This is a genomic window from Mycolicibacterium tusciae (assembly GCF_002086795.1).
Lineage (GTDB): Bacteria > Actinomycetota > Actinomycetes > Mycobacteriales > Mycobacteriaceae > Mycobacterium > Mycobacterium tusciae.
In genome coordinates this window covers 420,180-435,726 of sequence record NZ_MVIM01000001.1, presented here as the reverse complement: position 1 = coordinate 435,726, position 15,547 = coordinate 420,180, and the positions used below count along the sequence as shown (strand labels likewise).

At 66.7% G+C, this 15,547-nt stretch carries 13 protein-coding genes; 8 read left to right on the top strand and 5 right to left on the bottom strand.

The features are described 5' to 3' along the window. The first annotated feature begins 44 nt into the window (after nt 1-44). Nucleotides 45-1,823 (top strand): aspartate--tRNA ligase, encoded by a 1,779-nt coding sequence (aspS, locus tag BST47_RS02085; RefSeq protein ID WP_083123528.1) that lies wholly within the window; start codon nt 45-47, stop codon nt 1,821-1,823. Here the strand turns inward: aspS and BST47_RS02080 are convergent. Further along, complete coding sequence (locus BST47_RS02080) at nt 1,820-2,617, bottom strand: SDR family NAD(P)-dependent oxidoreductase (RefSeq protein ID WP_083123527.1); 798 nt, start codon at nt 2,615-2,617, stop codon at nt 1,820-1,822. The genes aspS and BST47_RS02080 overlap by 4 nt on opposite strands. Before the next feature lie 56 nt (nt 2,618-2,673). On the opposite strand from BST47_RS02080, the gene BST47_RS02075 reads away from it, so the two are divergent. Beyond that, a complete protein-coding gene (locus BST47_RS02075) occupies nt 2,674-3,105 on the top strand; it encodes a nitroreductase/quinone reductase family protein (protein WP_083123526.1) in 432 nt (143 codons plus the stop codon). Between the two features lie 52 nt (nt 3,106-3,157). Here BST47_RS02075 and BST47_RS02070 read toward each other — a convergent pair whose 3' ends face one another. Next, nucleotides 3,158-4,354, bottom strand: a complete 1,197-nt coding sequence (locus tag BST47_RS02070) for a thiolase family protein (protein WP_083123525.1) — start codon at nt 4,352-4,354, stop codon at nt 3,158-3,160. 95 nt (nt 4,355-4,449) lie between these two features. On the opposite strand from BST47_RS02070, the gene BST47_RS02065 reads away from it, so the two are divergent. Further along, nucleotides 4,450-4,920, top strand: a complete 471-nt coding sequence (locus BST47_RS02065) for a winged helix-turn-helix transcriptional regulator (protein WP_083123740.1) — start codon at nt 4,450-4,452, stop codon at nt 4,918-4,920. Here the strand turns inward: BST47_RS02065 and BST47_RS02060 are convergent. Beyond that, complete coding sequence (locus tag BST47_RS02060; protein WP_083123524.1) at nt 4,917-5,297, bottom strand: MmcQ/YjbR family DNA-binding protein; 381 nt, start codon at nt 5,295-5,297, stop codon at nt 4,917-4,919. The genes BST47_RS02065 and BST47_RS02060 overlap by 4 nt on opposite strands. Before the next feature lie 31 nt (nt 5,298-5,328). Between BST47_RS02060 and BST47_RS02055 the strand changes: the two genes are divergently transcribed. The 5 genes from BST47_RS02055 to BST47_RS02035 are packed head-to-tail and all read left to right on the top strand — an operon-like array spanning nt 5,329 to nt 14,289. Next, nucleotides 5,329-6,258 carry a DUF389 domain-containing protein gene (locus BST47_RS02055; RefSeq protein WP_083123523.1) on the top strand — a complete coding sequence of 310 codons (930 nt, stop codon included), beginning with the start codon at nt 5,329-5,331 and terminating at the stop codon, nt 6,256-6,258. 43 nt (nt 6,259-6,301) lie between these two features. After that, entirely contained in the window at nt 6,302-9,619 is a 3,318-nt protein-coding gene (locus tag BST47_RS02050; protein ID WP_083123522.1) for a transglutaminase family protein, read from the top strand. Next, nucleotides 9,619-12,282 carry a circularly permuted type 2 ATP-grasp protein gene (locus BST47_RS02045; protein WP_083123521.1) on the top strand — a complete coding sequence of 888 codons (2,664 nt, stop codon included), beginning with the start codon at nt 9,619-9,621 and terminating at the stop codon, nt 12,280-12,282. The genes BST47_RS02050 and BST47_RS02045 overlap by 1 nt, the downstream gene beginning before the upstream one ends. Continuing rightward, on the top strand, nt 12,279-13,211 hold the full coding sequence (locus BST47_RS02040; RefSeq protein WP_083123520.1) for a transglutaminase family protein: 933 nt from the start codon (nt 12,279-12,281) through the stop codon (nt 13,209-13,211). Before BST47_RS02045 ends, BST47_RS02040 begins: the two co-directional genes overlap by 4 nt. Next, nucleotides 13,204-14,289, top strand: coding sequence for a zinc-binding metallopeptidase family protein (locus tag BST47_RS02035; protein WP_083123519.1), 1,086 nt, complete (start codon nt 13,204-13,206; stop codon nt 14,287-14,289). The genes BST47_RS02040 and BST47_RS02035 overlap by 8 nt, the downstream gene beginning before the upstream one ends. On the opposite strand, the gene BST47_RS02030 is transcribed toward BST47_RS02035, so the two are convergent. Together BST47_RS02030 and BST47_RS02025 are read right to left on the bottom strand one after the other, a co-directional pair. Then, entirely contained in the window at nt 14,286-15,062 is a 777-nt protein-coding gene (locus BST47_RS02030; RefSeq protein ID WP_083123518.1) for an SDR family NAD(P)-dependent oxidoreductase, read from the bottom strand. The genes BST47_RS02035 and BST47_RS02030 overlap by 4 nt on opposite strands. Next, nucleotides 15,059-15,538, bottom strand: a complete 480-nt coding sequence (locus BST47_RS02025) for a nuclear transport factor 2 family protein (RefSeq protein WP_083123517.1) — start codon at nt 15,536-15,538, stop codon at nt 15,059-15,061. The genes BST47_RS02030 and BST47_RS02025 overlap by 4 nt, the downstream gene beginning before the upstream one ends. Nucleotides 15,539-15,547 lie beyond the last annotated feature (9 nt).

Genomic DNA, 15,547 nt, shown 5'->3' with positions numbered 1-15,547 from the left:
CTACACTGTGGCAGTCGTCCATCAGGCCATTCACAGGAGAGTTCGTGCTGCGCAGTCATGCCGCCGGTTCGTTGCGGTCCACCGACGCCGGACAGCGGGTGACGCTGGCCGGCTGGGTTGCGCGCCGTCGCGACCACGGCGGTGTCATCTTCATCGACCTTCGCGACTCGTCGGGCGTATCGCAGGTCGTGTTTCGTGAAGCGGACGTGCTCGCCAATGCGCACCGGCTGCGCGCGGAGTACTGCATCGCCGTCGAGGGCGTCGTCGAAATCCGCCCAGAAGGCAACGCGAACCCCGAAATCCCTACGGGTGACATCGAAATCAACGCGACGTCGCTGAGGGTACTGAGCGAGAGCGCACCGCTGCCCTTCCAGCTCGACGAGCAGGCCGGCGAGGAAGCTCGGCTCAAGTACCGCTACCTCGACCTGCGCCGCGAAGGCCCAGGCAACGCGATTCGCTTGCGGTCCAAGGTGAATGCGGCGGCCCGCGACGTGCTGGCGCGCCACGACTTCGTCGAGATCGAGACGCCGACGCTGACGCGTTCCACGCCCGAAGGGGCGCGGGATTTCCTGGTGCCCGCCCGGCTGCAGCCGGGGAGCTTCTACGCACTGCCGCAGAGCCCGCAGCTGTTCAAGCAGCTTCTCATGGTGGCGGGCATGGAGCGCTACTACCAAATCGCGCGTTGCTACCGCGACGAGGACTTCCGCGCCGACCGCCAGCCCGAGTTCACCCAACTCGACATGGAGATGAGCTTCGTCGACGCCGATGACGTCATCGCGGTGTCCGAGGAGGTTCTCAAGGCGCTGTGGGCGTTGATCGGTTATGACCTGCCGACGCCGCTCCCGCGGATCAACTACGCGGACGCGATGCGCCGGTTCGGGTCCGACAAACCTGACCTTCGATTCGCCGTCGAGCTCGTCGAGTGCACGGAGTACTTCTCCGACACCACTTTTCGAGTGTTCCAGGCGCCCTACGTCGGTGCTGTCGTCATGCCCGGGGGCGCTTCGCAACCGCGGCGCACACTCGACGGCTGGCAGGAATTCGCCAAGCAACGTGGGCACAAGGGGCTGGCCTACGTTCTCGTCGCCGAGGACGGCACCCTCGGCGGACCGGTCGCCAAGAACCTCACCGATGCCGAACGTGACGGGCTCGCCGCGCATGTCGGGGCGCAGCCGGGGGACTGCATTTTCTTCTCCGCAGGACCGACGAAGGCGGCGCGTGCGCTGCTCGGGGCGACCCGTATCGAGATCGCCAAGCGTCTCGACATGATCGACCCCGACGCCTGGGCGTTCACCTGGGTGGTGGACTGGCCACTGTTCGAGGCCGCCGACGAGGCCACTGCCGCAGGCGATGTCGCGGTCGGGTCGGGTGCGTGGACGGCAGTGCACCACGCGTTCACGTCGCCGAAGCCGGAATCGGAGGCCACGTTCGACACCGATCCGGGCACCGCGCTGGCCAACGCCTACGACATCGTGTGCAACGGGAACGAGATTGGCGGCGGGTCGATCCGTATCCACCGTCGCGAGGTCCAGGAACGGGTGTTCGCAATGATGGGCATCGGCCACGACGAAGCCCAGGAGAAGTTCGGCTTCCTCTTGGACGCCTTTACTTTCGGCGCTCCGCCGCACGGCGGCATCGCGTTCGGGTGGGACCGCATCACCGCACTGCTCGGGGGATTCGATTCGATCCGCGAGGTGATCGCGTTCCCCAAGTCCGGCGGTGGCGTCGATCCGTTGACTGATGCGCCCACGCCGATCACCGCGCAGCAGCGCAAGGAATCGGGCATCGACTTCAAACCGGACGCCAAGCCCAAGACCGACTAGGCACTGTGCCAGTCGCATCCCGTCAGCTCGGCAGACAACTCCCATAGCCGTCGGGCCATTTCGGGATCGACGGCCTTGGGCCGCGGCTTGGTGACCTTCGGCGGACCGAACTGATTGAACCGCGGCGCGAGATAGGTGCCGCTGGGCAGGTCGGTCGACACGGCTTGCAGACTGGCCCGCGCACCCTGGGCCGGTGTGTGCAGCAGCCTGCGCATGCCGCGGTGCTCGCCCATGCCCATTGATCTGGTGATGTCGGTGTCGGTCGCACCCGGATCGGACGCGTAGGCGCGGATACCCCGCGCGGCGAGTTCGTGCACGAAGAGCAGGTTGGCCAGCTTGGACTGCCCGTAGGCCGCGAACTTCGAGTACTTGCGGGTGTGCCAGTTGAGGTCGGCCAGGTCGAGATGGGTGAACAGGTAGGTGGCACTCGTGACCGACACCACGCGGTCTTTGATCCGGTCGCCCAGCAGACACGTCAACGCGAAGTGCCCGAGATGGTTTGTGCCCATATGGGCCTCGAAACCGTCGGCGGTCCGGGTCAACGGCATGCCCATCACCGCGGCGTTGTTCACCAGCACATCAACGGTCTCCACCGAATCGGCGAACGTCCGCACGCTGGCGAGGTCGGCGAGATCGAGCGAACCCACCTCGACGTCGCCGGGCATCTCCGCGGCGACGCGCTGGGCTTTGTCGATGGAGCGGCACGCGATCATGACGCTGTGCCCTGCAGCGGCGAGCGCGGACGCCGTCGCCGCGCCCACACCGCTGTTGCCGCCCGTGACGATCACCCGCATGACTGAGAATTATGCGGGCCCGGAATAGATGCGGCCGCGCAGGGGATAGTTCAGTCATGACCGAGATACCTGACGCCGAAGCCATGAAGGCGTTCAACGCGAATATCGTCGACGAGTTCCGCGCCAACGGCGGCAAGGTCGGGGGACCGTTCGAGGGCGCAACGCTGCTGCTGCTCACCACGACCGGCGCCAAGTCCAGACAACCCAGGCTCGCGCCGCTCGCGTACTTGACCATCGACGACAAGATGATCATCATCGGGTCGAAGGCCGGCGCCGACACGAATCCCGACTGGGTGCACAACCTGCGGGCCAACCCACAGGCGCACGTGGAAGTGGGATCCACGGACTATGACGTGATCGCTCGGGAGTTGCCGTCTGACGAGCGCGATGACGTGTACTCGAAGATTGTCGAGCAGTCACCGGTCTTCGGTGACTATCAGGCCAACACCAGCCGGGTCATCCCGCTCTTCGAGCTTCAGAAGGCGTGAATTCGGCGCGCTGATCGACCGTCACGGTGCGTCAGCGCGCCGAATTCGCTGATTAGAGTCGCTCGACGATCGTGGCGTTGGCCATGCCACCGCCCTCACACATCGTCTGCAGTCCGTAGCGCCCGCCGCGCTGCTCCAACGCGTTGACCAGAGTGGTCATGATGCGGGCACCGCTCGCGCCCAGCGGGTGACCGATCGCGATGGCACCGCCGTTGACGTTGGTCTTCGAAGGCAAAGCGGAAGCCGGCCCTCCACCCAGCTCGTGCGCCCACGCCAGCACCACCGGTGCGAACGCCTCGTTGACCTCGAACAGGTCGATATCAGACAGCGTCAGTCCGGCGCGCTGCAACACCTTCTCGGTCGCGGGGATGACCCCGGTCAGCATGTAGAGCGGATCCGATCCCACCACAGTCGAGGTGTGGATTCGCGCCAGCGGACGTAGGCCCAACCGCTTGGCGGTCTCACTCGTGGTGATCAGCACCGCCGCGCTGCCGTCGGACAACGGCGACGAGTTGCCCGGCGTGATCTCCCACTTGATCTGCGGGAACCGCGCTTCGTAGGCCGGCGTGTAGAACGCGGGCTTCAGGCCCGCCAGCGTCTCCACCGTGGTGCCGGGGCGAACGATCTCGTCGGTGGTGAGCCCGGCGATCGGGATCAGCTCATTGTCGAAGCGGCCCTCTTTCGTTGCCTGCGCAGCCTTTTCGTGACTGCCCGCGGAGAACTCGTCGAGTTGCTGACGCGAGAAGCCCCACTTCGCCGCGATCAGTTCGGCGCTGATGCCCTGCGGCACCAACCCTTCCGGGTAGCGCTGTGCCATGGCGCCGAACGGGTCGCTGCCCGGCAGTACGCTCGAACCCATCGGTACCCGTGACATCGATTCCACGCCGGCAGCGACGACGATGTCGTACGCCCCCGCGATCACACCTTGCGCCGCGAACGCGATCGCCTGCTGGCTGCTGCCGCACTGACGGTCCACGGTGGTGCCCGGCACGGTCTCGGGGAAGCCCGCGGCCAGCAGCGCGTTGCGTCCGATGTTGACGGCCTGATCGCCGACCTGTGAGACGGCGCCGGTGATGACGTCGTCGACCAGCGCCGGGTCGATGCCCGCGCGGTTCACCAGCTCGGTGAGGCTGTGCGCCAGCAGGTCGACGGGCAGGACGCCATGCAGTGCGCCGCCGGCCTTGCCCTTTCCGATCGGCGTGCGTACCGCCTCGACGATGACCGCATCCCGGCCTGCAAATTCAGCCATTTCCAGCCTCCTGAACTCGTCACTGAGTAATGCTTCCTATACCCAGCTATATCACCTGGGTATACTTAGAACAACTCAGAGGGAGGGTGCATTCCGTGACAGTGCTGCAGGGCAAGCTGGCCGACCGCAACGCCTGGTCGGCCGTGGGTGAATGCCCGGTCGAGAAGACGATGGCGCTGCTGGGCACCAAGACCGCGATGCTGATCATGCGCGAGGCGTACTACGGCACGACCAGGTTCGACGACTTCTGGCGCCGCGTCGGCGTGACCAAGGCCGCTGCCGCCGCGCGGCTGTCGGAACTCGTCGACGCCGGCCTACTCGAGCGCCGGCCGTACCAGGAGCCAGGTCAGCGCAGCCGCGATGAATACGTGCCGACTGAAGCAGGCATCGACTTCATGCCTGTGGTGTGGGCGATGTTCGAATGGGGGCGGCGCCACCTGCCGAACCGAGCCCCGCTGCGCCTGGCCCACGCCGCCTGTGGCGCTGAAGCCACGGTCGAGATCCGTTGTGAGAAAGGACATCTCGTGCCACCCGACGAGCTGGTCGTCAAGGCCGTCAGAGGCTAACGCTCCTGCGCGAGATATGCCTTCACCAATGTCTTGGGCGCCTGGGTCAGCCACGCCTCGGTGACCAGTTCGGTGAGTTCGGGCACGCCGATCGCCGCCAACCGCACCAGCACCATGGGATAGCCGTCAAAGTGCGGCGTGGTGAAGTAGACGTCCGGGTCGTCGGTGATGAGCGCAAACTTCACGCCCTCGTCCGGAACCCGCGCCCCGAGAATGTCGCCGTCCGGAGCGTCGTCGCCGAGCGCGGCGTAGTCGGCCTTGCGCAGCGGCCGTTCCCAGACCAAGAGCTTCTTGCGGACCCGCCAGTTGCGCGGTGAGACCTCGGCGGTTTCCGGCAACCGGCCGACGATTCGGCCGACGTCCTTCCAGGTGGCCACGCCGAAGATTGTGCGCGGTTAGGGTTCACCAGTGCTGCATTTGCGGGTGATCGCGCCCGAGGAGATGCGCGACGACATCGTCGGCGTGCTCCGCCGCGAGGTCGGTGTCGCGAATATTCTGCTGTATCCGGGGGCCGCCCTTGAACCGGCCGGCGACGAGATCACCGCCGACATCGCGCGCGAATGCGCCAACAGCGTCATCAAGGAGCTCAAGGACATCGACGTGCAGCATCGGGGCGCGATCACCCTCGAGGTGCTCGATACCGTCCTGTCAACGAGGGCGCACAAGGCAGAAGACGCTGCCGAGGGCGACCCTGCCGACGCGGTCGTCTGGGACGAACTGATCGGTCGGACCCGCGAAGAAGCCACGCTGAGCGTCACGTTCCTGCTGTTCTTGACGTTGGCGTGCCTACTGGCCGCTGTGGGTGTGGTCACCGACTCCACTGTCACCGTGGTGGGCGCGATGGTGGTGGGCCCGGAATTCGGTCCGCTGGCTGCGCTTTCGGTGGCGTTGGTGCGCCGCAGACTGGACCTGGCGCGTCGCGCGTCGTTGGCATTGTTGATCGGGTTTCCGCTGGCCATGGCGATCACGGCGGTCGCAACGCTGGGCGCCCAAGCTGCCGGGTGGCTCAGCCTGGACAGCGTCAAACAGCTCAGCGAAGTGGATTTCATCTTCCGGGTCGGTCCGCTGTCGTTCGTCGTGGCCCTGCTCGCGGGTGCGGCAGGAATGTTGTCGCTGATTTCGGCAAAGTCGGCCGCGCTGGTAGGAGTGTTCATATCGGTGACGACCGTGCCCGCGGCGGGATTCTCGGTGGTGGCCGGGATCCTCGGCGACTGGGACGTCGCAGCGAAATCGGCGCTTCAGCTCGCGGTGAACCTGGTAGGCATCGTGGTTGCCGGGGTACTCGTGCTTGCGCTGCGCCCGAAGGGCACACTCATTCCGCGCGTGGCCCAGACCTGAGCGCCGCACTGCGCACCCTCCTACCGTGTGATGGGATCTTGCGATGGGCATCAAGGTGGCGCTGGAGCATCGCACCAGCTACACGTTCGACCGACTCGTGCAGGTGCATCCCCACGTCGTCCGGCTGCGCCCGGCCCCGCACTCGCGCACGCCGATCGAGGCCTACTCGCTGACCGTCGAGCCCGCCGACCATTTCGTCAACTGGCAGCAGGACGCGTTCGGCAATTTCCTTGCCCGGCTGGTTTTTCCGTCCCGCGCTCGCAGCCTCACGATCACCGTCGGCCTGATCGCCGACCTGAAGGTGATCAACCCGTTCGACTTCTTCATCGAGGAATACGCCGAAAAGGTCGGATTCACCTATCCGAAGGCTCTCGCTGAGGACCTCAAGCCCTACCTGAGGCCGGTCGACGAGGGCGATGAGGGCACTGGGCCCGGCGACCTCGTCCAGGCGTGGGTGAAGAACTTCTCCGTCGCGCCGGACACCCGCACCATCGACTATCTTGTCGCGCTCAACCGCGCGGTCAACGTCGACGTCGGTTACAGCGTTCGGATGGAACCCGGCGTGCAGACGCCGGACCACACGCTGCGCACCGGCATCGGTTCGTGTCGCGACTCGGCCTGGTTGCTCGTGTCGATCCTGCGTCAGCTCGGCCTGGCCGCCCGGTTCGTCTCCGGTTACCTCGTCCAGCTCACCTCCGACGTCGAGGCGCTCGACGGCCCATCGGGCCCGGCCGCCGACTTCACCGATCTACACGCCTGGGCCGAGGTGTACATCCCCGGTGCGGGCTGGATCGGGCTGGACCCGACCTCGGGGCTGTTCGCGGGCGAGGGCCACATCCCGCTGTCAGCGACACCGCATCCGGACTCGGCCGCGCCGATCACAGGAGCCGTCGAACCGTGTGAGTCGACGCTCGACTTCACCAACGCCGTGACGCGCGTGCACGAGGACCCGCGGGTCACGCTCCCTTACACCGATGCGGCCTGGGGGGCGATTTGCGAGCTCGGCGGCCGCGTCGACGAGCGACTGGCCGCGGGTGACGTCCGCCTGACGATGGGCGGCGAGCCGACGTTCGTCTCGATCGACAACCAGGTCGACCCCGAATGGACGACCGACGCCGACGGGCCGCACAAACGCCGACTGGCATCCCACCTCGCCGCGCGGCTGAAGAAAGTGTGGGCGCCACAGGGCCTGGTCCACCGCAACCAGGGCAAGTGGTATCCGGGAGAACCGTTGCCGCGCTGGCAGATCGGGCTGTTCTGGCGCACCGACGGCGAACCGTTGTGGCTCGATGACGCGTTGCTCGCCGATCCGTGGCCGTCGACGCCGGAGACGATCGAGGTGGCGCCCGACGCCGGACTACGCGTGCTCGGTGCTCTCGCCGACGGACTCGGGTTGCCTGCCTCCCAGATTCGGCCGGCGTACGAGGATGCGTTGAGCCGATTGGGCGCCGCGGTGCGCTTGCCGGCCGGCGAACCCGTCGATGCGACAGACGATCTGGAGGCCGACACTGCCGAGGCGCGGGCGGCGCTGGTCGCACGGCTGGAGGAGTCGGTCACCGAACCGGCGGCCTACGTGCTGCCGCTGCACCGCGCCGACGACGGGTCCGGCTGGGCCAGTGCGGACTGGCGACTGCGGCGCGGGCGCATCGTTCTGCTCGACGGCGACTCACCCGCCGGGCTGCGGCTGCCGCTGAAGTCGATCAGCTGGCGCGCGCCTCAGCCAACCTATGCCGCAGATCTGCTGGCGCGCCGCGGGGCGTTGTCCGTCGAATCCCGCTCGGACGACGCGGAAGTCGTGGATGTCGACGCTACGCCGACGACTGCCGTCGTCGCCGAGATCCGCGAGGGACTGCTCTACATCTATCTCCCGCCGACCGACGATGCCGACCACTTCGTCGACCTCATACGCCGCGTGGAGGCCGCGGCGGCCAAGGCCGCCTGTCCGATCGTCCTCGAGGGCTACGGGCCGCCGCCGGACCCGCGGATCACCTCGATGACCGTGACCCCAGACCCGGGGGTCATCGAGGTCAATGTGGCACCCACCGCGAGTTTCGCCGAGCAGCGCGAACAGCTGCAAACGCTGTACAACGAGGCTCGGCTGGCCCGGCTGTCGACCGAGTCATTCGAGGTCGACGGCAGCCACGGCGGCACCGGCGGGGGCAACCACATCACGCTGGGCAGTATCACCCCCGCGGACTCACCGCTGTTGCGCCGGCCCGACCTGCTGGTGTCGATGCTGACGTACTGGCAGCGGCATCCGTCGCTGTCCTACCTGTTCGCGGGACGGTTCATCGGCACGACGTCGCAGGCGCCCCGGGTGGACGAAGGGCGCGCGGAGTCGCTGTACGAACTCGAGATCGCATTCGCCGAGATCGCGCGACTCTCCGCCGGTGAGGGCGGACCAAGGCCGTGGATCGTCGACCGGGCGTTGCGGCACCTGTTGAGCGACATCACCGGCAATACCCACCGCGCCGAGTTCTGCATCGACAAGCTGTACAGCCCCGACGGTCCACGCGGGCGACTCGGCCTGCTGGAGCTGCGTGGGTTCGAGATGCCGCCGCACTACCAGATGGCGATGGTGCAGTCCCTACTGGTGCGGTCGCTGGTCGCATGGTTCTGGGACGAACCGCTGCGAGCGCCGCTCATCCGACATGGCGCCAACCTGCATGGTCGATACCTGTTGCCGCATTTCCTGATTCACGACATCGCCGATGTGGCTGCAGACCTGCGCGCGCACGGCATCAACTTCGACACCAGCTGGCTCGACCCGTTCACGGAGTTCCGGTTCCCGCGTATCGGCACGGCCGTGTTCGACGGTGTGGAGATCGAGCTGCGCGGGGCGATCGAACCGTGGAATGTGCTGGGGGAGGAGTCGGCCGCAGGTGGCACGGCGCGCTATGTCGACTCGTCGATCGAGCGCATCCAGATCCGGCTCATCGGCGCGGACCGCCAACGCTACGTCGTGACCGCCAATGGCTACCCGGTACCGTTGCTCGCCACCGACAACCCCGATGTCCAGGTGGGTGGGTTGAGGTTCCGCGCGTGGCAGCCGCCGAGCGCGCTGCACCCGACGATCACTGTGGACGGGCCGTTGCGGTTCGAACTCGTGGACACCGCGACCGGCATGTCACGCGGCGGCTGCACATATCACGTGTCGCATCCCGGCGGCCGGGCTTATGACCGTCCGCCGGTCAACGCCGTGGAAGCCGAGTCGCGACGCGGCCGCCGATTCGAGACCACCGGCTTCACCCCCGGCAAGGTCGACATGGCCGACGTCCGGGAGAAGCAGGCGCGACAATCCACCGATGTGGGCGCGCCGGGAATCTTGGATCTGCGCCGGGTGCGTACCGTTCTGCAGTGATGGCCCTACCCGCAACGACTCCCCACGACATCGACAACCTGCTGTCGCGTTATCGCGGTGCGCGTGCCCAGCAGGCGCTGTTCGACGTACGCGGGGGTGCGGGCAGCGGGTACGACGAATTCGTCGATCCCGCAGGCAATATCCGGCCGGCCTGGCAGGAGCTCGCCGAATGCGTCGGCGAGCGCGGCCGTATCGGCCTCAACCAGCTTCGGTCGACGGTGCGCGGCTTGGTCGACAACGACGGCATCACCTACGTCCAGGTCGACCGCAACGGTGACGCCGTCACCAACGGAAACGGGGCGGCCGACCCCGGGCCCTGGCAGCTCGACGCGTTGCCGTTGGTGATCTCGGCGTCCGACTGGGACAGCCTGGAAGCCGGTCTGCTGCAGCGTTCGCGGTTGCTCGACGCGATCCTGACCGATCTCTACGGCGCACGCGAGTCGGTGACCAGTGGCGTGCTGCCCCCGCAGTTACTCTTTGCTCACCCCGGCTACATCCGCGCAGCACGGGGGATCGAGGTGCCGGGCCGCCACCAGCTGTTCATGCACGGCTGCGACATCAGCCGCGGACACGATGGCAGCTTCCTGGTCAACGCGGACTGGACGCAGGCGCCGTCGGGCGCGGGGTACGCACTGGCCGATCGTCGGGTGGTTGCGCACGCATTTCCCGATCTGTACGAGCGCATCGGGCCGCGTCCCGCCTCCCCGTGGGCGCAAGCGCTGCGCCTCGCACTGATCGACGTTGCGCCCGAGTCGGCCGAAGAACCCGTTGTCGTGGTGCTCAGTCCCGGAATCCACTCCGAGACAGCCTTTGATCAGGCCTATCTGGCGAGCGTGCTCGGCTTCCCATTGGTGGAGAGCGCCGATCTGGTGGTGCGTGACGGCAAGCTGTGGATGCGATCGATGGGCACGCTGAAGCGCGTCGACGTGGTGCTGCGCCGCGTCGACGCCGACTACGCGGATCCGCTTGACCTACGGCCGGATTCGCGCCTGGGCGTTGTCGGTCTGGTCGAGGTGTTGCGTCGCGGCGCGGTCAGCGTTGTCAACTCGCTCGGCAGCGGCATCCTGGAAAGCCCTGGACTGCTTCGCTTTCTACCTGAACTCGCGGAACGCCTGCTGGGCGAGACGCCGCTGTTACGGACGGCGGAGATGTACTGGGGCGGCATCAACACCGAACGCTCACATTTGTTGAGTAACCTGGCGTCGCTGCTGATCCGTCCGGTCACCGGGGGCGAGGCGATTGTCGGGCCGGCCCTGTCGTCCGCGCAGCGCAGGGAACTCGGCGTGCGCATCGAAACCGCGCCGTGGCAATGGGTGGGCCAGCAGCTGCCGCAGTTCTCCTCGGCACCCACCGACTACTACAGCGGTGGACTGTCGGCGGCCAACGTGGGCATGCGGTTGTTCACGGTCTCGCAGCGAAGTGGATACGCGCCGATGATCGGCGGACTCGGCTACCTCGTCGCACCCGGCCATGCGGCGCATCAACTGAATACCGTTGCAGCCAAGGATATCTGGGTCCGCACACCGACGCGGGTGACGGCCGAGCGGACCCCGACCGCACCACCGTTGGAACTGCCCGCGATCATGCCAAGTTCCACTCGGGCGGTCAGCTCGCCGCGTGTGCTGTCCGATTTGTTCTGGATGGGCCGCTATGCCGAACGCGCGGAGAACATGGCGCGGCTGCTCACCGTGACCCGCGAGCGCTATCACGAATTCCGTTACCGCCGGGAGCTGACCGGCAGCGAGTGCGTCCCGGTGCTGCTCACCGCGCTCGGCTCGATCACCGGAACCAGCATCGGTGACGGTGATTACGCCGAGATAGTGGCGACGGCGCCGACGACGTTGTGGTCGCTGACGGCCGATCGGCATCGTCCCGGCTCGCTCGCGCAGTCGGTCGAACGTCTTGGTCTCGCCGCGCGTGCGGTCCGCGACCAGATGTCCAACGACACCTGGATGGTGTTGGCGGCCGTCGAGCGCGCGCTGCTGCACGCCCCGGCTCAGCCTTTTGGCCGGCCTGCCGACGAGCCACCGGAGTCCAAGGCCGAGGGCGAAGCGTTCTTGTCCTCGACGACCAGTCTCACGCTGTCGGGCATGCTGGCGCTGTCGGGCGTCGCCGCCGAGTCCATGGTGCACGACGTGGGCTGGACCATGATGGACATCGGCAAACGGCTCGAACGTGGGCTGGGTCTCACGGCACTGCTGCGGGCCACCCTCATCACGGTCCGCAACCCCGGTGCTGAGCAGACCATCATCGAATCCACGCTGGTGGCATGTGAGTCGTCGGTCATCTACCGGAGACGCAACCCCGGAATGGTTAGTGTTGCCGCCGTGGCCGATCTGGTCTTGATGGACGCCGAGAATCCACGCTCGCTGGTCTTCCAGCTCGAGCGGCTTCGTATCGCGCTGAAGGCGTTGCCCGGGTCGTCGGGCTCATCGCGGCCTGAGCGACTGGTCGAGGACATCACTGCCCGGTTGCGCCGCATCGAGCCTGCCGACCTTGACGAGGTGACGCCCGAGGGTCGTCGTGCAGACCTTGCGTCGTTGCTCAACGACACCCACGCCGATCTGCGCGACCTCTCGAGCGTCATCACCGCGACCCACTTGTCGCTGCCAGGCGAAATGCAGCCGCTGTGGGGACCCGATGAGCGCAGGGTGGTGCCGTGACAGCGTTCCCCGACGGGCCGACGGCCTCAGGATCGAGCCGGTGCTATCAGGTTTCGCACCGCACGGTGTACCGCTACTCGGATGTCGTGACCAGTAGCTACGGTCGCGGCTTCCTGACCCCGCGCGACTCCGCGCGGCAGCGGTGCCTTTCGCACGCGCTCGAGATCGAACCGACGGCAGCGGACAGTTCCACCAGCCGCGACGCCTACGGCAACATCAGTTCGTACTTTCACGTCACCGAGCGGCACGAGACGTTGTCGATCACGAGCCGCTCGGTGGTGGAGGTGGATCCGCCGACCGCCGACCTCTACAACGGCGGATCGGCGCGCGCGCCGTGGGAGATCTCCAGGCCCGTCGGAACGGACGGCGCACTGGCCACGGAGTTCACCCTCGACCTGCGTTCGGCCGAGATCACCGAAGAGCTACGTGACTATGCCGCACCGAGTTTCGAGCCGGGGCGCCCACTCATCGAGGTGCTGCGCGACCTGAATTCGCGGATCTACACCGATTTCACCTACCGTTCCGGCTCGACGACGGTGTCGACTCGGGTGAGCGAGGTTTTGACTGCACGGGAAGGGGTATGTCAGGACTTCGCGCGGCTTGCCATCGCCTGCCTGCGTGCCAACGGGTTGGCAGCCAGCTACGTGTCCGGTTATCTGGCCACCGACCCACCTCCGGGAAAGGAACGCATGGTGGGAATCGACGCCACGCACGCATGGGCGTCTGTGTGGACGCCGCAAAACCAGTGGCTCGGTTTCGATCCCACTAACGCCCAGATGGTCGACGAGCGCTATATCACCGTCGGCTTCGGGCGCGACTATGCCGACGTTCCTCCGCTGCGCGGCATCATCTACACCGACTCCGAACGCAGCAAGATCGACGTCGCGGTCGACGTCGCGCCCTACGACGGCGGTGTGCTTCATGCGTGACTTCACCTGTCCCAACTGCGGCCAGCGGCTGGCATTCGAAAACTCGGTCTGCCTGTCCTGCCGCAGCAGGATCGGCTTCTCGCTGGACGACATGGCGCTGCTGGTCATCGCGCCAGGCCCCGAGTCCGAGCATGCCGGCGCTGTGGACTCCAGCGAGTACCGGCTGTGCGCGAATATGCATCTCGCAGAATGCAACTGGCTGGTGGAGAAGGGGCCGATCGCCAAGCTCTGCGCATCGTGCGCGCTGACCCGCACGAGGCCCAACGATGCCGACGTGGTCGCACTCGCCGCGTTCGCGACGGCGGAACGGGCCAAGCGGCGGATGATCGCCGAGCTTTATGAGCTCAAGTTGCCGATCGTGGGCCGCGACGCTGATCCGGAGTACGGGCTCGCGTTCGATCTGCTGTCCAGTCAGTTCGAGAAGGTCTTCACCGGTCATGCCAACGGGGTCATCACGCTGGACCTCGCCGAGGGTGACGACGTGCACCGCGAGCAGCTGCGAATCTCGATGGACGAGCCGTACCGCACCCTGCTCGGACACTTCCGCCACGAGATCGGGCACTACTACTTCTACCGCCTGATCGGGACGTCATCGGATTACCTGGAACGGTTCAACGAGCTGTTCGGCGATCCCGACCTGGACTATCAGGAGGCGCTGGATCGCCACTACAGCCAGGGTGCGCCGACCGGCTGGCAGAAGGAGTACGTGTCGTCCTACGCCACAATGCATCCGGCCGAGGATTGGGCAGAGACCTTCGCCCATTACCTGCACATTCGCGACGCCCTGGACACCGCCGCCGCCTTCGGGTTCGCGCCCGCCGGTGCCACCTTCGAACGACGCACGTTGGGGCCCAGCGGTTTCGACACGATCATCGACCTGTGGCTGCCGCTGTCGTGGGCACTGAACATGGTGAACCGCTCGATGGGCAAGGAAGATCTCTATCCCTTCGTCCTACGGGGCCCGGTGCTCGAGAAGATGCGGTTCATCCACACGGTGATCGACGAGATCACCTCGAATCCGGTGAAACTCGCCGAGATCGGCGCCCCGGTGGAGGATCAGCAGACGCAGTCGGGCTAGTCGCCGAGGTCGGGGGCCCACGGTGTGCCGTTGATGTGACCGCCGCCATCGACGAACAGCGTATTGCCCGTCAGGTAACGCGAGCCTTCGCCGGACAGGAAAACCGCGACGGGCGCGATGTCGTCATAGGGGTCACCCATGCGTCCCATCGGGTTCGCCGCATCGGCCACGGCCTCCAGTTCCGGGTACTGACCGATCGCGCGAAAGAAGGCCTGGCTCTTGGCTGCCGGGCAGATCGCGTTGACGGTGACGCCCGTGGGCGCCCACTCCCGTGCCGCGGTGCGGGTGAGTGCACGCAGCGCCTCTTTGGCCGCGTTGTACTCCAATGAGCCCATATGGGCATTGACGCCATTGAGGCTGCACATGTTGACGACCCGACCCCAGCCGCGATCCTTCATGTGCGGGAACGCAGCGCGCATCGCCCAGAAGGGACCGAAATACCCGACGGCGATGCCCTGCGACAGTTGTTCGTCGGTCTTCTTCTCGACCCGGCCGATTCCGCCGCCGCCCCAGGCGTTGTTCACCACGATGTCGATGGACCCGTACGCCGACAGTGCGGTCCGCACCGCGTTCTCGACCTGCTCGCGATCGGACACGTCGGTGGACACGAACGTTCCGCCTATCGACTGTGCGACGGCTTCGCCTGCCGCCGAGTCGATCTCGGCGACCACCACCTTGGCACCCTCATCGGCGAAGCGTCGGACGATGCCTTCGCCGATGCCCGCGCCGGCGCCGGTCACCAGCGCCACCTTGCCGTCGAGTTGTCCGCTCATGAGCCTGCGATCCCCGAGGCCAGCAGATCGCGTGCCTCCGATTTGCCGTCCAGCGTCCGCGTCGTGCGTTCGACGATCTGCCAGCGGTCGTCGATGAGCCGCAGCCGGAAGTGGTTGACTCCTGCGCGCGCGACGACGAACCCCTCGCCGCGATGAACCAGCAGGACTGACTCGCAGACCGCCACCGCGTCCATGCCATCGACGGTCACCACCGCCGGGCCCAGGAAATGACTGCAGCCCCGGTGGATCAGCCCCTGATGGGCGTCGGAGCGCACCATGGCCGCCACGTCCTCGCGACTGCGCATCGACCAGCCCTCCACGTCGTAGCTCCCGTCGGTGGCCCACAGCTGTGCCGCGGCGTCGGCTTCACCGGCGTCGACCAGCGGACCGTACGATGCGATCAACCGCTCGATCGCGCGCTCTTCCTCGATTCGTTCGAGCCGTCGTTCCAGTTCGAAAACCCGCTCGTCGTTCAACGAAATTCC